Annotated in this window: 13 protein-coding genes; 6 read left to right on the forward strand and 7 right to left on the reverse strand. The window is 60.5% G+C overall.

Going from position 1 to position 17970, the window contains the following annotated elements; genetic code table 11:
• Positions 1-58: 58 nt before the first annotated feature.
• Positions 59-541, reverse strand: coding sequence for an acyl-CoA thioesterase (locus AC0Z4S_RS07150; RefSeq protein ID WP_016772447.1), 483 nt, complete (start codon positions 539-541; stop codon positions 59-61).
• Positions 542-820: 279 nt separating this feature from the next.
• Between AC0Z4S_RS07150 and AC0Z4S_RS07155 the strand changes: the two genes are divergently transcribed.
• On the forward strand, positions 821-2584 hold the full coding sequence (locus tag AC0Z4S_RS07155) for a cation:proton antiporter (protein ID WP_471878939.1): 1764 nt from the start codon (positions 821-823) through the stop codon (positions 2582-2584).
• 21 nt (positions 2585-2605) lie between these two features.
• On the opposite strand, the gene AC0Z4S_RS07160 is transcribed toward AC0Z4S_RS07155, so the two are convergent.
• The 3 genes from AC0Z4S_RS07160 to uvrD form a co-directional block, all read right to left on the reverse strand.
• Complete coding sequence (locus AC0Z4S_RS07160) at positions 2606-3013, reverse strand: SMI1/KNR4 family protein (protein ID WP_122596783.1); 408 nt, start codon at positions 3011-3013, stop codon at positions 2606-2608.
• Positions 3014-3149: 136 nt separating this feature from the next.
• On the reverse strand, positions 3150-4025 hold the full coding sequence (locus AC0Z4S_RS07165) for a Tim44 domain-containing protein (protein ID WP_122506273.1): 876 nt from the start codon (positions 4023-4025) through the stop codon (positions 3150-3152).
• A gap of 297 nt (positions 4026-4322) precedes the next feature.
• Positions 4323-6506, reverse strand: coding sequence for a DNA helicase II (gene uvrD / locus AC0Z4S_RS07170; protein WP_041476575.1), 2184 nt, complete (start codon positions 6504-6506; stop codon positions 4323-4325).
• A 257-nt stretch (positions 6507-6763) separates the two neighbouring features.
• Here uvrD and AC0Z4S_RS07175 point away from each other — a divergent pair, with 257 nt between their 5' ends.
• From AC0Z4S_RS07175 to AC0Z4S_RS07185, 3 genes are all read left to right on the forward strand, one after another.
• Positions 6764-9637, forward strand: coding sequence for a putative bifunctional diguanylate cyclase/phosphodiesterase (locus AC0Z4S_RS07175; RefSeq protein WP_485622538.1), 2874 nt, complete (start codon positions 6764-6766; stop codon positions 9635-9637).
• Positions 9638-9764: 127 nt separating this feature from the next.
• Positions 9765-10631, forward strand: a complete 867-nt coding sequence (hexR, locus tag AC0Z4S_RS07180) for a transcriptional regulator HexR (protein WP_007962240.1) — start codon at positions 9765-9767, stop codon at positions 10629-10631.
• Positions 10632-10791: 160 nt separating this feature from the next.
• Complete coding sequence (locus AC0Z4S_RS07185; RefSeq protein ID WP_080902479.1) at positions 10792-10995, forward strand: PA3496 family putative envelope integrity protein; 204 nt, start codon at positions 10792-10794, stop codon at positions 10993-10995.
• Here AC0Z4S_RS07185 and AC0Z4S_RS07190 read toward each other — a convergent pair.
• The gene (locus AC0Z4S_RS07190; RefSeq protein ID WP_485622539.1) at positions 10937-11899 is read right to left on the reverse strand and encodes a LysR family transcriptional regulator; all 963 of its coding nucleotides are present in this window, start codon (positions 11897-11899) and stop codon (positions 10937-10939) included. The two genes, AC0Z4S_RS07185 and AC0Z4S_RS07190, sit on opposite strands and share 59 nt — an antisense overlap.
• A 190-nt stretch (positions 11900-12089) precedes the next feature.
• Between AC0Z4S_RS07190 and AC0Z4S_RS07195 the strand changes: the two genes are divergently transcribed.
• A complete protein-coding gene (locus AC0Z4S_RS07195) occupies positions 12090-13505 on the forward strand; it encodes an acetyl-CoA carboxylase biotin carboxylase subunit (RefSeq protein ID WP_024014853.1) in 1416 nt (471 codons plus the stop codon).
• 11 nt (positions 13506-13516) lie between these two features.
• Entirely contained in the window at positions 13517-15325 is a 1809-nt protein-coding gene (gene oadA, locus AC0Z4S_RS07200) for a sodium-extruding oxaloacetate decarboxylase subunit alpha (RefSeq protein ID WP_253497334.1), read from the forward strand.
• Between the two features lie 200 nt (positions 15326-15525).
• Here the strand turns inward: oadA and AC0Z4S_RS07205 are convergent, their stop codons facing one another.
• Positions 15526-17721 (reverse strand): autotransporter outer membrane beta-barrel domain-containing protein, encoded by a 2196-nt coding sequence (locus AC0Z4S_RS07205; protein WP_485622540.1) that lies wholly within the window; start codon positions 17719-17721, stop codon positions 15526-15528.
• Positions 17642-17944, reverse strand: a complete 303-nt coding sequence (locus tag AC0Z4S_RS07210) for a hypothetical protein (RefSeq protein ID WP_485622541.1) — start codon at positions 17942-17944, stop codon at positions 17642-17644. The genes AC0Z4S_RS07205 and AC0Z4S_RS07210 overlap by 80 nt, the downstream gene beginning before the upstream one ends.
• Positions 17945-17970: the final 26 nt, after the last annotated feature.

Raw genomic sequence — 17970 nt, forward strand, 5'->3', positions numbered from 1 at the left:
CAGGTCCAGTGTGGGAGCGAGCTTGCTCGCGAAAGCGGTCTTCAGATCGCTACAAATCTCAGGCGTCGCCCTTGATCTCCTGATAACGCTTCTCCAGTTCCTGACGAATCTGCCGGCGCTGTTGCGCCTGCATGAAGCGGCGCTTGTCTTCGCTGTTCTGCGGTTGCAGCGGCGGCACCGCGGCTGGTTTGCGCTGATCATCCACCGCGACCATGGTGAAGAAGCAGCTGTTGGTGTGGCGCACCGAGCGTTCGCGGATGTTTTCGGTGACCACTTTGATGCCGACTTCCATCGACGTGTTGCCGGTGTAGTTGACCGAGGCGAGGAAGGTCACCAGTTCGCCGACATGAATCGGCTCGCGGAAAATCACCTGATCCACCGACAGGGTCACCACGTAGCGGCCGGCATAACGGCTGGCGCAGGCGTAGGCCACTTCGTCGAGATATTTGAGCAAGGTGCCGCCGTGGACATTGCCAGAGAAGTTGGCCATGTCGGGGGTCATCAGTACCGTCATCGACAGCTGGGCGTTTCCGGGTTCCATAACGTTCTCACGGATCAAGGCTGATTGCAGAAAGCGCCTCTGCGGGCGCCTGGTGGCTTTTCAAAAAGTACCGTTATCGGGACGCTGCGCGGCTGGCCGCCGTCACGCCGGTAGCGATCTGTTTCCATATATTGCATCGGCTTCCAGAGCGAAGTCGCGGTGTTAACCTGCAAAAGCCCTGCCCAAGGGCAATTCTTACATTAAAAGCGGATTTTTACCCTGCTCGCGCAGAACGTTCTGACGTCTGTCCGCGCGCCTCGTCATCAAGGAGCCCTCGCCATGCATGCCATCAGTTTTATTCAGGACCTGGCAGTGATCATGCTGGTCGCAGGCGTGGTGACCGTGCTGTTCCACCGCTTCAAGCAACCGGTGGTGCTCGGCTACATCGTCGCCGGCTTCATCATCGGCCCGCACACCCCGCCGTTCGGCCTGATCCACGACGAAGAAACCATCAAGACCCTGGCCGAACTCGGGGTAATTTTCCTGATGTTCTGCCTCGGCCTGGAATTCAGCCTGCGCAAGTTGTTCAAGGTCGGGGCGACGGCGTTTATTGCCGCCTTTCTCGAAATCATCCTGATGATCTGGATCGGTTACGAGATCGGCCGCTGGTTCGACTGGAGCACCATGGATTCGTTGTTCCTTGGCGCGATTCTGGCGATCTCCTCTACCACCATCATCGTCAAAGCGCTGAACGACCTGAAGATGAAGAACGAGCGCTTCGCCCAGTTGATCTTCGGCGTGCTGATTGTCGAGGACATCCTCGGCATCGGCATCATCGCACTGCTGTCGAGCATCGCGGTCAGCGGCACGGTGAGTTCGGGGGAAGTGTTTTCCACGGTCGGCAAGCTGTCGCTGTTCATGATCGTCGCGCTGGTCATCGGTATCCTCCTGGTGCCGCGCCTGCTGGCCTACGTAGCGAAATTCGAAAGCAACGAGATGCTGCTGATCACCGTGCTCGGCCTGTGCTTCGGCTTCTGCCTGCTGGTGGTCAAGCTCGAATACAGCATGGTCCTCGGCGCCTTCCTGATCGGCGCGATCATGGCCGAGTCGCGGCAACTGCTGAAAATAGAGCGGCTGGTCGAGCCGGTTCGCGACTTGTTCAGTGCAATCTTTTTTGTCGCGATCGGGCTGATGCTCGACCCGCTGATCCTTATCGAATACGCCTGGCCGATTGCGGTGATCACCGTTGCCGTGGTGCTGGGCAAGATGTTGTCCTGCGGCCTCGGAGCATTTATCGCTGGCAACGACGGCCGAACCTCACTGCGAGTCGGCATGGGCCTGTCACAGATCGGCGAATTTTCCTTCATCATCGCTGCGCTGGGCATGACCTTGCAGGTGACCAGCAACTTCCTCTATCCGGTCGCGGTGGCCGTGTCGGTGATCACCACGCTGCTGACGCCGTACTTGATTCGCGCGGCGGATCCGCTGTCGATCAAGCTCTCGGCAGTCGTGCCCAAGCGTCTCGGCCGGGTGCTCGGCATGTATGGCGAATGGTTGCGCAGCATCCAGCCGCAAGGCGAGGGCGCGATGCTGGCGTCGATGATCCGGCGGATTCTGTTGCAGGTCGGGGTCAATCTGGCGCTGGTGATTGCGATCTTCTTCGCCGGCGCGTACTTCGCCGAGCGCATGTCGTTGTGGCTGCAGGACTGGATCAGCGATCCGAGCTGGCAGAAGGCACTGATCTGGGGCGGTGCGTTGTTGGTCTCGCTACCGTTCCTGATTGCCGCTTATCGCAAGCTCAAGGCGCTGTCGATGCTGCTGGCGGAGATGGGCGTCAAGCCGGAGATGGCCGGGCGTCACACGCAGCGAGTGCGCCGGGTGATCGCCGAAGTGATCCCGATTCTCTCGCTGCTGGTGATTTTCCTGCTGTTGGCAGCCTTGTCGGCCAGTATCCTGCCGACCAACAAGCTGCTGGTGCTGATCGCCGTAGTCGCCGCTGCGGTAGCGGCGCTGCTCTGGCGCTGGTTCATCCGCGTGCACACGCGCATGCAGGTGGCGCTGCTGGAAACCCTCGACAACCACAAGGAGTCATCGGGGCACTGACCACCCGGGGCGTCTGGCGGATCAGCTTTCCAGCCAGACGTCCCGCGCCCAGTGCCACACCGATTCCCAGGTTTCTTCGGCGATCAATTCTTCTTCGGCCTGCCACAGCACCACGGTGCCGTCTTCTTCGACACAGTAGTAGTCGTCGCCGTCCTGACAAATCGGGATCAAGCTGCGATCAACGCCCACATCCCATGCGTTGGCGGCGACTTCCGGCAAATAGGTGTGCGATTGCGGATCGGTGACGGTCACGGGTTCAAGGCTGCCGTAGACCACATCGCTGACGGTCAGCAAAAATTCCTTGAAGACGAACGGAATGTCGATGAACAGTTGTTCTTCGATTTCCACCAGCAGGTCTTCGTCAGGCAATTCCAAAGGAACCGGTACGGGTTCATTGGCTTCGCGCAGTTGTTCGATGATTTCTTCCACGTCCGGGATCCTCTTGCTTGAATGGCGCGGTTTATATGGGCCGGTTTATACAGTAGCTCGCTATAGATGCAACCGTGAAATGAAAAACCCCGGCCGGGGCCGGGGTTCTGTTACCGCAAGTGAAGCGCAGCAGGGATCAGCCGTTCTGGCGGATACCGGCGACCAGCCAAGGCTGGTTGTCGCCCTGCGGACGTTCCATGTTCCAGCTCTCGCTGAACACTTCGCCCTGGTCAAAACGCGAAGTCTTCGAAACGCCGGTGAAGGTCAGGGTGGCGATGGTCTTGTCGGCACGATCATCGACGCCGTCCAGCTGCACCTGCAGGTTGTCGATGTAGGTCGACTGGAAGCCGTCGCCCAGGTCCGCACGCTCACGCTTGAGGAACTCGAGCATTTGCGGGGTCACGAACTCGGCGATCTTGTCCATTTCGTTGGCGTCCCAGTGCTGCTGCAGCGACTGGAAGTGGCTGCGCGCGGCTTCAAGGAAGCGCTGTTCGTTGAACCAGGCCGGTGCGTTGATCACCGGACGGGCGGCAGCCGGAGCGGCCGAACCACCGAAGATCGAACCCATGGCGGCAGGTTTCTGTTCGAACACTTCACGCTGCATCGGCGCGCCGGCCGGAGCGAATTGCTCCTGCTGCTTGCGACGACGGGCGGCGATGAAGCGGAAGATCACGAACGCGATCAGGGCCATGATCAGGATGTCGAAGATCTGCATGCCCTGGAAGCCGTCGCCCATGAACATCGACGCGAGCAGGCCACCGGCGGCGATGCCCGCCAGAGGGCCGAGCCAGCGCGAAGCACCGCCGGCCTTGGCCGCGGCGCCAGCAGCACCGGCAGCGCCAGCGGTCGCTGCTGCGCCGCCCACGCCTGGAGAAGAAGGAGCCATCTGGCTGGTCTGGTGCGTCGGCGCAGCGCCGGCGCTTTTGCCACCACCAAAGCGCTTGGCGTTGGCGTCGAGGCTCATCGTCAGGCCGATGCACAACGCCATGGCGATGCTAAGAAAACGTTTCATAAAGGGTATTCCCGTTTTGTGGAGACACGCGCGCCATGTTGCACAGCTGAAGTGTTACTGGCTAGCGAGAGAGTGTTTCGGGCTTTTGCCTGACAGGTCGCGTTCAGCTTGGCGAGGCAATCAGCCGATGTACTTTTGTCTGTAGGAAAAGGCGTTAGGTTCAGAGAGATTGTGGGTCAGAACACCGAACTCTGTGGGAGCGAGCCTGCTCGCGAAAGCTGCACCGCGGTGTATCAGATCAACCGCGGTGATTTCATTCGCGAGCAGGCTCGCTCCCACAAAAAAGCGAAACCGGCGTCAGATGGCTTCCAGCTTGGCATAGCCGAGCATCAGCCATTTGCTGCCTTCGCTGAAGTTCACCTGTACCCGGGCCTGGGCGCCAGAACCTTCGAAGTTGAGGATCACGCCTTCGCCGAAAATCGAGTGACGTACGGCCTGACCGAGCACAAAACCGGTTTCCGGAATCTCGCTGCCGCTGAACAGGCTGCTGCCGCTCATCGACTGGTTGCCGCCGAACGGTCGGCTGACGCTGTTGGACAGACGAACTTCCTGAATCAGGCCTTTCGGCACTTCCCGTACGAAACGCGACACCTTGTTGTAGGTTTCGCTGCCGTAAAGGCGCCGGGTTTCTGCATAGGTCATGACCAGATTCTGCATCGCCCGGGTGATGCCCACGTAGGCCAGACGCCGTTCTTCTTCAAGACGCCCGGGCTCTTCCAGGCTCATCTTGTGCGGGAACAGGCCTTCTTCCATGCCCACCAGGAACACGTAAGGGAATTCCAGGCCTTTGGCGCTGTGCAGGGTCATCAGCTGAACGCTGTCTTCGTGCTCGTCGGCCTGAGTGTCGCCGGCCTCCAGAGATGCGTGGCCGAGGAATGCCGCCAGTGGCGTCAGCTCTTCGTCCTCTTCGGTGTTCTCGAAGTTGCGCGCGGCGCTGACCAGTTCCTCAAGGTTTTCTACCCGGGCCTGGCCTTTCTCACCTTTTTCCGCCTCGTGATAAGCGATCAGGCCGGACTGCTCGATGACGGTTTGCGTCATCAGGTGCAGCGGCATCTCGGCGCACTTGGCGGCGAGGTTTTCGATCAGCTCGATAAACGCACCAAGCGCACTGGCGGCGCGACCGGTCAGGCCTTTGTTCGCCACCAGTTGGCGCATCGCTTCCCACATCGATACATCGCTGTGCCGCGCATGTTCGCGAATGGCTTCGACGGTTTTCTCGCCGATGCCCCGCGCCGGCACGTTGATGACCCGCTCCAGCGCCGCGTCGTTGCCGCGACCTTCGAGCAAGCGCAGGTAGGCCATGGCGTTCTTGATTTCCGCGCGTTCGAAGAAGCGTTGGCCACCATAGATGCGGTACGGAATGCGCTCGCGCAGAAGGGCTTCTTCGAGCACTCGTGACTGGGCGTTTGAGCGGTACAGAATCGCGATATCGCTACGGGCCAGGCCGGTTTTCAGCGCACTTTCGATGGTTTCGACCACGTAGCGTGCTTCGTCGTGTTCGTTGAATGCCGCGTACAGGTTGATCGCTTCGCCGTCGCCGCCGTCGGTCCACAGCTCTTTACCGAGACGCCCGGTATTGTTGGCGATCAAGGCGTTGGCGGCTTTCAGAATGCCAGCGGTGGAGCGGTAGTTCTGCTCCAGACGAATCGTCTCGGAGTCCGGAAAGTCGGAAGAGTACTGATGAATGTTTTCGATCTTCGCGCCGCGCCAGCCGTAAATCGACTGGTCGTCGTCGCCGACCACCATCAGGCTGTCGCCGCCCTTGCCGAGCAGGCGCAACCAGGCGTACTGCACGGCGTTGGTGTCCTGGAACTCGTCGACCAGAATATGCCGGAAGCGCTTTTGATAATGCGCCAGCAGGCCCGGATGATCGCGCCACAGGTCGAGGGCGCGCAGCAGCAGCTCGGAGAAGTCGATCACGCCGGCACGCAGGCACGCTGCCTCGTAGGCTTCGTAGATGCCGCGCATGGTGGCGAGGAACAGGTCGCCGCTGGCCTGAATGTGTTGCGGTCGCAGACCTTCGTCTTTCTGCCCGTTGATGAACCACTGCGCCTGCCGCGCCGGCCAGCGTTGCTCGTCCAGGCCCAGCTCGCGGATCACCCGCTTGACCAGCCGTTGCTGGTCATCGCTGTCGAGGATCTGGAAGGTCTGGCTCAGGCCCGCTTCCTGCCAGTGCGCCCGCAGCAAGCGGTGCGCGAGGCCGTGGAAGGTGCCGACCCACATGCCGGCCGGGTTGATGCCCAGCAACTGCTCGATACGATGACGCATCTCGGCAGCGGCCTTGTTGGTGAAGGTCACCGACAGGATGGAGTGAGGCGAGGCGTTCTCGACCTGGATCAACCAGGCGATACGGTGCACCAGCACTCGGGTTTTACCGGAACCGGCGCCGGCCAGGACCAACTGACGGCCAACGGGGGCCGCTACGGCCTGGCGTTGGGCATCGTTGAGGGAGTTCAGCAGAAGGGAGAGATCATCGCGCATCGGGGCATTCTAGGGTGCGCCGCAGGCCCGGGCAAACCGTGCGTTGCATTAGCCGATGAAAGTGCTGCCGATGACGACCGGTCGGTCACTGGCTGCAGGCTTCGGCCCGTCTCGCCTGAGGGGTTGCGGCGGTGCGTTTGCTGCGGAAAATTTACCGGCAATTGTGCTCGGCAGCAGTTTGGCAACGGGATCGGCTTGTGTATGCTCCGTCCACGTTTCGGGCGCACGCCCTCCTTATAAGAACAAGAACGTTGCCCATGACCCTCAGCGCCGAACTGTCGGGGCCCTCCGTGGACCCCCGGGTGATCCGCAAGCACTATGCCGTCGAAATGGCGGTGGAGCGCACGCGTCTGCTGTATCAGGGCTCGTTGTTGCCCACGCTGTTCATGTTGATCAACGGTCTGGTCTGCGCCGCTTTGCTCTGGAGTCCGCAGCGCTACTTCGTGGTCAGCGTCTGGCTGGTGTGGCTGCTGTCGCTGGTTGCGCTGCGGGTGATTCAGGTGGCCGCGTTCGATTCGGCGATTCCCGATCGCCAGGCCCAGCCGATCTGGTTCCGCATGTTCCTGCTCGGTTCGACCATGACCGGCCTGACCCTCGCCGGTGCCGGCATCGCCTTGGTACCCGCCGACAATTTCATTCAGCAGGCCTGGGTGTTCGGCCTGATTGGAGCGGCAACGCTATCGGCCAGTGTCGCTTATGCCGTGAGCCTGCCGGCGTTCCTGTCGTTTACCTTGCCGTGTCTGCTGCCAGCGATCGGCTACCTGTTCTGGGGTGGCGACGATCAGGCACGGGGCTGGGGCTGGCTGGGATTGATCCTGCTCGGTTCGCTGAGTGTGGTGGCGTGGCAGGTCAATCGTCTGATTGACCGTGGATTGCTCCGGCGTTTTCAGAATCAGCATCTGATCGAGCATTTGCAACAAGCGCAAACCCGCAGCGAACAACTCAATCTGGAGCTTGGCAAAGAGATCGAACAGCGCCGCTGTGCCGAGGCGCAGTTGCGTGAAGCGCAGGTCGACCTCGAGGATCGCGTGGCCCAGCGCAGCCGCGAACTGGATGCCGCCAATCAGGCCCTGAGCAAAAGCGAAGCGCGGCTGGCGCTGGCACTGAAGGCCAGCGAACTCGGCTTATGGGACTGGAATCTGCAGACCGACGAAGTCCACCACACGCAGGTTCAGGAACTGTTCGGCCTCGCCCCGGAATACGTGACTGCACTGCTGCGCGATCTCAAACCGCGACTGCACCCCGAAGACGTGCCGTCACTCCAGTTCGCGCTGGTCGAGCATTTGAAGGGGCGCACCGAGGATTATCAGGTCGAATATCGCTTGCGCCACGGCGACGGCCACTGGGTGTGGATCGAGGACCGTGGCCGCGCCGTGGAGCGCAGCGCCAACGGCCGGGTGATCCGCATGGTCGGTACCCGCCGCGATATCAGCGCCAGCAAAAGTCTCGAAGAACAGCAACGGCTGGCGGCGACGGTGTTCGAGGCGGCCAGCGAAGGCATCGTGATTCTCGATCCGGACTACGCGCTGATCGCGATCAACCAGGCTTTCAGCCGTGTCACCGGTTACGAGATCGACGACATGCTCGGGCGCAACGTCGTCGAGCTGCCGTGCAGCCGCGATGCGCGCCGTCACTATGTTGCGATCCGTCATGCACTGGAGCAGCACGACAGTTGGCAGGGTGAGCTGGTGGAAACCCGCAAGAATGGCGAAATGTATCCGCAATGGCTGCAACTCAACGCCGTGCGCGACAGCCGCGGCAATGTCAGCCATATCGTTGGCTTCTTTGCCGACCTCTCGGCGCGGCGGGCGTCGGAAGAACGCCTGCGCTATCTGACCCATTACGACGAGCTCACCGGTCTGGCCAACCGTTCGCTGTTCCGCGAACGCCTGCATGAAGCCCATCAGCGGGTTCGGCAGGGCGGGCGCCGCAGTCTGGCGCTGCTGCACATCAATCTGGATCGTTTCAAATTGCTCAATGACAGCCTCGGCCATGAAGTCGCCGATCAGTTGCTGCAGAAGATGGCGCGCCGGCTGGTCAATGCCTTGCCGGAAGCCGACACCATTGCGCGCTTGTCCGGCGACGAATTTGCCGTGCTGTTCGATGCCTACGGCAACCTGTCGAGCCTGGCGCGGGTGGCGACACGGTTGTCGGCCAAGTTGCGTTTGCCGCTGAGTGTTGACGGGCATGAACTGGTGGTGAGCGCCTCGATGGGCATCAGTCTGTTGCCCGACAACGCGCGGGAGATCTCGGTGCTGGTCAGCCAGTCGAATATGGCCATGCAACATGCCAAGCATCTGGGCGGCAACAACTTCCAGTTCTACACCGACAGCCTGCAAGCCAGCACCCTTGAGCGCTTGCAGCTGGAGAACCACTTGCGCCGAGCCATTGAAGAACGGCAACTGACGGTGTTCTACCAACCGAAACTGTGCCTGCAAAGCGGTCGCCTGAATGCCGCCGAAGCGCTGGTGCGCTGGGATCATCCGAGCATGGGCCAGGTGCCGCCGGCGGATTTCATCGGCCTCGCCGAAGAGACCGGGCTGATCGGGCCGATCGGTGAATTCGTCTTGCGTCAGGCGTGCTGGCAGGCGTGCGAATGGCAGCGCCAAGGGCTGGCGCCGATCCGCGTGTCGGTGAACCTGTCGGTGCATCAGTTGCGCCAGGGAAAACTGGTCAGCCTGGTGCGGCAGGTGCTGGAAGAAACCGGGTTGGCCCCGCACTGCCTTGAGCTGGAGCTGACTGAAAGCCATTTGCTCGACAGCGTCGAACACATCATTGCCACCTTCCAGCAACTGCGCGATCTGGGGGTGAAACTGGCGATCGATGATTTCGGTACGGGGTATTCGTCGCTCAGTTACCTCAAGCGCATCCCGGTGGATTACGTGAAGATCGATCAGGCGTTCATCCGCGGTTTGAGCGAGGGCAGCGCCGACGCAGCGATCACTCGGGCGATCATTGCCATGGCCCACGGACTGGCCTTGAAAGTGGTGGCAGAGGGCGTCGAGCGGCAGGATCAGCTGGAATTTCTGCGCGTCGAGCGCTGCGACGAGGTGCAGGGTTATCTGATCAGCCGGCCGGTGGACGCTGCCGGTCTGGCCGGGCTTTTGCGCGATCAGGCAAATCCCCAGTAAGGGCTACATGCAGCTCAGCAGGCCTGATACAGGGACATTGAGTTACGCATTGAGCAGGCAAAATGCCCATTCATGTAGTATAACTACAAGCGTGCTACATCCTTGCCCACAAGAAGAGTCCAGCCCCTTGAATCTGCTGCAACACATCGCCCAGTCACGTCACCTGTTACGCAAGTCGGAGCTCAAGGTCGCCGACCACGTGCTGCTTGACCCTGCGGCAGTGATGCACAGTTCCATGGCCGACCTGGCTCACAGCGTCGGCATCAGCGAGCCAACCATCGTGCGCTTCTGCCGCGCCATCGGTTGCTCCGGCTTTCAGGATCTCAAACTTAAACTGGCGCAAAGCCTGGCCGCCGGCGCCAGCTTCGGTCAGTTCGCCATCCACGAAGACGACTCCGTCGCTGATTACAGCCTGAAGATTTTCGACACCACGCTGCACACCTTGATGGAGGTGCGCGAGAAGCTCGATCCGGTGGAGTTGCAGCGCGCAGTGACGCTGATGTCGCAGGCGCAACGCGTCGAGTTCTACGGCTTCGGGGCCTCGGGCGCGGTGGCGGCGGATGCGCAGCACAAGTTCTTCCGTTTGCTGCTGACCGCAGCGGCGTATTCCGATCCGCACATGCAGGCGATGTCGGCGGTAACGCTGAAGCCCACCGACGTGGCGATCTGTATTTCCCAGTCGGGACGTTCCAAGGATCTGCTGATCACCGCCAACCTCGTTCGCGAGAGCGGGGCGTCGCTGATCACTCTGTGCCCGAGCCAGACACCACTGGCGGAGTTGTCGACGGTGAACCTGGCGATCGATGTGCACGAAGACACCGAAATCTATACACCGCTGACCTCGCGCATCGCTCACCTGGTGGTGATCGACGTGCTGGCGATGGGCGTGGCCATGGCGCGGGGGCCGAGCCTGGTCAATCACCTCAAGAGCGTGAAGCGCAGTCTGCGCAGTTTGCGCTTGTCGCCCAAGGCCGTGAAAGCGCTGGATGACTAAGATCAAAAGATCGCAGCCTTCGGCAGCACCTACATTTGGAATGCGTTCCCTGTAGGAGCTGCCGAAGGCTGCGATCTTTGCTTTTTGACGGAAACTTTCATCAAACCGTCATCCCCCACGCCTATCTTGAAACTCCCGTACTCGCCCTGGGAGACTCGAAATGGCTCAGCCCTACGAAGAACGCAACAGCGCCGCGAAAACCCGTCGTCAGCAGGAAGATCAGCGCCGCATGGAATTCCGCCGTGCGATTGAAGATCGCTTCGAACTTCGCCAGCTTCAGGCTGAAATCGGCGACTTTCCTGAGATCACTCACTGGCAGGCAGCGCCCGCAGCTTCCCGTCGAAACGCTCAACCAGCGCAATAATCTGCGCCCGCTCGCTGCGGATAAACGCCAGGAAGGCGTGCGCCACCGGTGACAGCCGTTTGGCTTTGGCCTGCACCAGACACCAGCTGCGCATCAGTGGCAATTCTTCGACCGGCAGCTCGACCAGGCCGCCGGTCGCCAGCTCCAGGTTCAGGGCGTGGCGCGTCAGCAGCGCCAAGCCCAGACCCGCCAGCACGCATTCGCGCTGAGCTTCGGCGGACGCCACTTCCTGGGTCTGGGTGAAGTGCACGCGCTTTTCCTTGAAGTATTCCTCGCAGGCCAGACGCGTACCCGAGCCCGGCTCGCGGATCAGCAGCGTATACGGCTCCAGATCCTGCAAGCGCAACGGGCCCATATGCGCCAACGGGTGATCCGGGCGCGCCACGGCAACAATCGGATTGTTCAGAAACGGCAGAAAATCCAGGCCCATGTCCTGCGGCACCATCGACATGATCACCAGATCGTCGCGGTTGTCCGAGAGGCGACGGATAACCTGGCCACGATTGACCACAGTCAGTTGCAAATTGACTTCCGGATGCTGGCGCTTGAACGCGGCGAACAGGTGCGGCACGAAATATTTGGCACTGGACTCCACAGCCAGTTTCAACTGACCCTGTAGCGAACCCTGCATGTCCGACAGCTGCATATCGAGGTTTTCCAGCCGTCCGAAGATGTCGCGGCTGGCACGTTGCAGCGCTTCCGCCGCCTCGGTCATGTACAGTTTTTTGCCGACATAGTCGAATAGCGGCTGGCCAATCAGCTCTTCAAGCTGACGAATCTGTAGGCTGACGGCCGGTTGTGTGAGAGACATTTCCTCGGCTGCGCGGCTGTAGGAACGTAAATCGCACACCTCATTGAAGATCTGCAGTTGACGCAATGTCATACGCATCAAGGACTTACGCATAGAGTTCGGACTCGGTCGGCAGGCAGATGTTTCAACTATAAGTGTTTACTTATGCCTGACCCAATTTTTATTCATTTTTGTTAATCCCTTGGCAGCGCTAGTGTGGACCTGCGACTGAATTGAAACATTTGGTCACGCGTCGACCTGGGTCTAGCAGGTCGTGGTGCCACCGGCTCAAGGGAACCTCCAAGTGATAAAAAAGATCCTGATCGCCAACCGTGGTGAGATTGCCGTACGCATCGTACGAGCCTGCGCCGAAATGGGCATTCGCTCGGTTGCGATTTTTTCCGACGCCGATCGCCATGCCTTGCATGTGAAGCGTGCGGACGAGGCCCACAGCGTCGGAGCCGAGCCACTGGCCGGCTACCTGAACCCGCGCAAGCTGGTCAACCTGGCCGTGGAAACCGGCTGCGATGCGTTGCATCCCGGCTACGGCTTCCTTTCGGAAAACGCCGAGCTGGCGGAAATCTGCGCTGAGCGCGGCATCAAATTCATCGGCCCGTCGGCGGAAGTCATCCGACGCATGGGCGACAAGACTGAAGCACGGCGCAGCATGATCAAGGCCGGCGTACCGGTAACGCCTGGTACCGAAGGCAATGTCTCCGGCATCGAAGAGGCTTTGGTCGAAGGCGACCGTATCGGTTACCCGGTCATGCTCAAGGCCACCTCCGGTGGTGGCGGCCGCGGCATCCGCCGCTGCAACAGCCGCGAAGAACTCGAACAGAACTTCCCTCGTGTCATATCCGAGGCCACCAAGGCGTTCGGTTCGGCGGAAGTGTTCCTGGAAAAATGCATCGTCAATCCCAAGCACATCGAAGCGCAGATCCTTGGCGACAGTTTTGGCAATGTCGTGCATCTGTTCGAGCGTGACTGCTCGATTCAGCGGCGCAACCAGAAGCTGATCGAGATCGCGCCGAGCCCGCAACTGACCCCGGAACAGCGCGCCTACATCGGCGACCTGTCGGTGCGCGCCGCCAAAGCCGTGGGTTACGAGAACGCCGGCACCGTGGAGTTCCTGCTCGCCGAGGGCGAGGTGTACTTCATGGAGATGAACACCCGGGTCCAGGTGGAACACACCATCACCGAAGAAATCACCGGCATCGACATCGTCCGCGAGCAGATCCGCATCGCCTCCGGCCTGCCGCTGTCGGTGAAGCAGGAAGACATTCAGCACCGGGGCTTTGCGTTGCAGTTCCGTATCAACGCCGAAGACCCGAAAAACAACTTCCTGCCCAGCTTCGGCAAGATCACTCGTTACTACGCCCCCGGCGGACCGGGCGTGCGCACTGATACGGCGATCTACACCGGTTACACCATTCCACCGTTCTACGACTCGATGTGCCTGAAGCTGGTGGTCTGGGCACTGACCTGGGAAGAGGCGATGGATCGTGGCCTGCGCGCCCTCGACGACATGCGTTTGCAGGGTGTGAAAACCACCGCTGCTTATTACCAGGAAATCCTGCGCAACCCGGAATTCCGTAGCGGCCAGTTCAACACCAGCTTCGTTGAAAGCCACCCGGAACTGACCAACTACTCGATCAAGCGCAAACCCGAAGAGCTGGCCCTGGCCATCGCCGCCGCCATTGCCGCCCACGCAGGCCTGTGAGGAATACAAGAATGAGCAAGAAGATCTTTGTCACCGACACCATCCTGCGCGACGCTCACCAATCGCTGCTCGCCACCCGCATGCGCACCGAAGACATGCTGCCGATCTGCGACAAGCTCGACAAGGTCGGCTACTGGTCGCTGGAATGCTGGGGCGGCGCGACGTTCGACGCCTGCGTGCGCTTCCTCAAGGAAGATCCGTGGGAGCGCCTGCGCCAACTGCGTGCGGCGCTGCCTAACACACGTCTGCAAATGCTCCTGCGCGGGCAGAACCTGCTCGGCTATCGCCACTACAGCGATGACGTGGTCAAAGCCTTCGTCGCCAAGGCCGCGGTAAACGGTATTGACGTGTTCCGCATCTTCGATGCAATGAACGATGTGCGTAACCTGCGCGTCGCCATCGAAGCGGTGAAGGCTGCCGGCAAACATGCGCAAGGCACCATCGCCTACACCACCAGCCCGGTGCACACCATCGACGCCTTCGTTACCCAGGCCAAGCAAATGGAGTCCATGGGCTGCGACTCGGTAGCGATCAAGGACATGGCCGGTCTGCTGACTCCATACGCCACCGGTGAGCTGGTGCGCGCGTTGAAAGCCGAACAGTCGCTGCCGGTGTTCATCCACTCCCACGACACCGCTGGCCTGGCCGCCATGTGCCAGCTCAAGGCGATCGAAAACGGTGCCGATCATATCGACACCGCGATCTCCAGCTTCGCCTCGGGCACCAGCCACCCGGGCACCGAGTCGATGGTCGCCGCGCTCAAAGGCACCGAATACGACACCGGTCTGAACCTCGAACTGCTCCAGGAAATCGGCCTGTACTTCTATGCCGTGCGCAAGAAGTACCACCAGTTCGAAAGCGAATTCACCGCTGTCGATACCCGTGTGCAGGTCAACCAGGTGCCGGGCGGGATGATCTCCAACCTCGCCAACCAGTTGAAGGAGCAGGGCGCCCTGAACCGCATGGGCGAAGTGCTCGCAGAAATTCCGCGCGTACGCGAAGACCTCGGCTTCCCGCCGCTGGTGACGCCGACTTCGCAGATCGTCGGCACCCAGGCGTTCTTCAACGTGCTGGCCGGCGAGCGTTACAAGACCATCACCAACGAAGTGAAGCTTTATCTGCAGGGCGGCTACGGCAAGGCACCGGGCGTCGTGAATGAAAAACTGCGGCGTCAGGCGATCGGCAGCGAGGACGTCATCGACGTACGTCCGGCCGATCTGCTCAAGCCGGAAATGACCAAGCTGCGTGCCGATATCGGCGCACTGGCGAAGTCCGAAGAAGACGTACTGACCTTCGCCATGTTCCCGGACATCGGCCGCAAGTTCCTCGAAGAGCGCGCCGCCGGCACCCTTACCCCTGAAGTGCTGCTGCCTATCCCGGAAGCGGGTGCCGTTGCCTCGGCGGGTGGCGAAGGCGTGCCGACCGAGTTCGTCATCGACGTCCACGGCGAGACTTACCGCGTCGACATCACCGGTGTCGGCGTCAAGGCCGAAGGCAAGCGCCACTTCTATCTGTCCATTGACGGCATGCCGGAAGAAGTGGTGTTCGAGCCGCTCAATGAATTTGTCAGCGGCGGCAGCAGCAAACGCAAACAGGCCTCGGCACCGGGCCATGTCAGCACCACCATGCCGGGCAACATCGTCGATGTGCTGGTCAAGGAGGGCGACACCGTCAAGGCGGGCCAGGCCGTACTGATCACCGAAGCGATGAAAATGGAAACCGAAGTACAGGCTGCCATTGCCGGCAAGGTCACCGCGATTCACGTGGCCAAGGGCGACCGGGTCAACCCGGGCGAAATCCTCATCGAGATCGAAGGCTGAGATAACAGTCGCGATCCAATGCTTTAAACCTCGGGGGAGCAGGTGCTCCCCTTTTTTTTGCCTGTGATTTTTCGACCTTGTCAGGGACCACATGTGGGAGCGAGCCTGCTCGCGAATACGTCAAGTCAGCCAACATCATCTTCGAGTGTTCCACCGCTTTCGCGAGCAGGCTCGCTCCCACAGGAGTGGTGTTCAGCCCGTCAGAACGCCATGCGCCACTGACCCGCTACGCCATACGTCCGGCTGTCATTGCCCAGCTCACCCGTCAAGCCCACACCCAGGGTGTGCGCCGCCGACAGACCAATATCCAGCCCCGCATCCACTGACAGACTGTTTCGATCCAGCGCCGCGCCGGTCACTTCGAAACGCTTGCCGCCCTTGAGCAGTTGCTGGCGGGTGTCGCTGTCGATCTCGCCGAAGGTATGTTTCCACCCTGCGCTCAATCGCGGGGTCAAATGCATGCCGTTATCCAGCGTGTTGACCTGCGCAACCCGCAGGCCAAGAGTGCTGCTGAAGTTGTCGCGGGTCTGCCCATAGACTTTCAGCGCCGCGTCGCCCCCTTTTTCGTTGTAGCTGTCGCGTTGATAGCGCTGATAGCCGAGGCTGGCGTAGGGCTCGAGGGTTACGCTATCGCGGCCCAAATTGAACCCGGCTTCGGCGAAGGCCTGTTGAGTATTGGCGTCGTAGTTGCCTTTCAGACGATCACCGAAACCCTTGAACGCGACCCGCCGTGTGCTGCTGCCGTCATGGCTGGCGTAGGTGGCGCCGAGACGCAAAGACAGTGGGCCATCCTGACGCACGGCGTAGGCGCCCAAGTGCCAACTGTCGAGATCGCCGTCGTACTGGCGGGCATCGAGTTTCGTCTGTGATTTGCCACCGAGCAGGCCGACATGCCACTGCTCGTCGAGTCGCCAGTCAGCGCCCACGACCAGCCCTTGCGTGGCATGTTGGAGGATGCCGTCGGCGTCGCGGTCAACCTTGCCGCCGTGGCCCAGCGCCTGAACCCACACCCGCCCGGAGTCTTCACTGCCTGCCGCCTGACGAGGTGAACTGCGCGGACCGAAAGTCGAACCGGAACGGTTGTCGAGTTGCCGCATCGCCGAGAGCATGCTTGCACTCACTGGGGTGATGCTGCTCAGCGTGGCTTTGGCCAAGTTGGCATTGCTGCCGCCGGCGAGTTGGTCGAGCGCGATGGGCGCGGTGGTTTTATCGCTGGTCAGCAGTGCGGCGACGGCTGTGTTGGTGGGCTTTGCAAGCTCAGGCGCGGGCGGTGTGGCGGCTTCGCTGGTTTGTGCAGTCATGATTTCGTTGGGTGTCGATGATTCCACCGATGCGGAGTCTCCAATCAAGTTCGCAACTGAGGTCGGGACGGGCGCTGGAGCTGCGATCACCGCTGTCATTGAGACGGGAGCAGGCGTTGGCATTATGGGTGTTGAGATCGGTTCGGGCTCTGGCTCGATGATACTGCCTGCAAGCGCGCCTGCATTTTCGGTAGGCGCAAGGCTTTCAAGCGCTACGTCATTGCGAGCGTAAGTCAGTGCAACCGACTTCTTGTTGTATTGAGCTGTGGCGGTCATATACGCCAGATCATTCTCGATCCTGCCAAACTCGCCTTTCACCTCACGGGCTTCGATGATTTTGTACTGGCTGCTCTGCGGAAATTCACCCGCAGCTGCGACGACCTTGAGGGTGGCGCCGTCAAGCTGGGCTGTGCCATCAACCTTGATTGTAGGGCTACCGGTGGGTGTGACCTCGTAAGCCAGTTCGGCACCAGGCGCCAAATGCAAATTGCCTTTTACTCGGGGAGCGCCAAGCGCTGCATTGACGGTGAGCAGCCCACCCACCTCAAGATTTGCCACCGTGCCTTTACCGGCGAAACTGCCGCCATTCTGTACATACACATCACCCTTGATGCTGCCGAGGTTGGTCAGCGCTCCGCCACTATTGACCATAACGCCTTCATGAAAATCACCTTTGGGGCTCAGCGTCCAGTCTCCTTGGGCGACGAATAATCCATTGAAGTTGCGTGTGTCGCTCAACGTGCCGCCGTTCGCAGCATCCAGGAACAGCACATTGTCGCCCTTGCCCCCATCCAGTCGGCCAGTGAAGCTCGCGCCGTCTTTAAGGGTAATCAAGTCGTTGACGTCAGTACCCTTGAATACAGTTTCCGGTGTAATGAAGGTAATCGGAACCGTGCTTGCGGCGTTGAGAAAACCCTGGAGCCGTTCCAACGCCTGTTGCTTGGGGCGGGTTTCGAGCTGCTCTATCGTTTCCACGCTTTGAGGCTGCTCGATTGCTTCGCTGGATTGCTCGGCATTAGCCAGCGCTACGCCACCCAGCGCCAGTGAAATAGCCAGAGCCAGGTGTTTTGGTGCGAATAGGTGTTGAGTGGGCATGAGGTTCGATTTCCGTATCGAGAAAACCCAACTCTATTGCTGCCCGAAAAAAACCGATGTCGGCTGCTTCCACCAGCCACGCAGGCGACGTCGGATCGTTTTGTGGAAAATCCTCACTGGCTTTCGCAAACAATTCTTTTGCGCGGCGCCAGTTGTTCTTTTTCCTACAGCTTTCGATTGAAGAAGGCATTTTTATCGGCGTGATGTTAAATGCTTTCTGCATTATTTTGCACTTGGTAAGTCAATAGC

Source organism: Pseudomonas sp. 1L-B-1-E-C1, from assembly GCF_057291835.1.

Coding starts and splice junctions, on each gene's coding strand:
- AC0Z4S_RS07150 (WP_016772447.1), bottom strand. CDS start 541: ATGGAACCCGGAAACGCCCAGCTGTCGATGACGGTACTGATGACCCCC.
- AC0Z4S_RS07155 (WP_471878939.1), top strand. CDS start 821: ATGCATGCCATCAGTTTTATTCAGGACCTGGCAGTGATCATGCTGGTC.
- AC0Z4S_RS07165 (WP_122506273.1), bottom strand. CDS start 4,025: ATGAAACGTTTTCTTAGCATCGCCATGGCGTTGTGCATCGGCCTGACG.
- uvrD (WP_041476575.1), bottom strand. CDS start 6,506: ATGCGCGATGATCTCTCCCTTCTGCTGAACTCCCTCAACGATGCCCAA.
- AC0Z4S_RS07175 (WP_485622538.1), top strand. CDS start 6,764: ATGACCCTCAGCGCCGAACTGTCGGGGCCCTCCGTGGACCCCCGGGTG.
- AC0Z4S_RS07185 (WP_080902479.1), top strand. CDS start 10,792: ATGGCTCAGCCCTACGAAGAACGCAACAGCGCCGCGAAAACCCGTCGT.
- AC0Z4S_RS07190 (WP_485622539.1), bottom strand. CDS start 11,899: ATGCGTAAGTCCTTGATGCGTATGACATTGCGTCAACTGCAGATCTTC.
- oadA (WP_253497334.1), top strand. CDS start 13,517: ATGAGCAAGAAGATCTTTGTCACCGACACCATCCTGCGCGACGCTCAC.
- AC0Z4S_RS07205 (WP_485622540.1), bottom strand. CDS start 17,721: ATGCCCACTCAACACCTATTCGCACCAAAACACCTGGCTCTGGCTATT.
- AC0Z4S_RS07210 (WP_485622541.1), bottom strand. CDS start 17,944: ATGCAGAAAGCATTTAACATCACGCCGATAAAAATGCCTTCTTCAATC.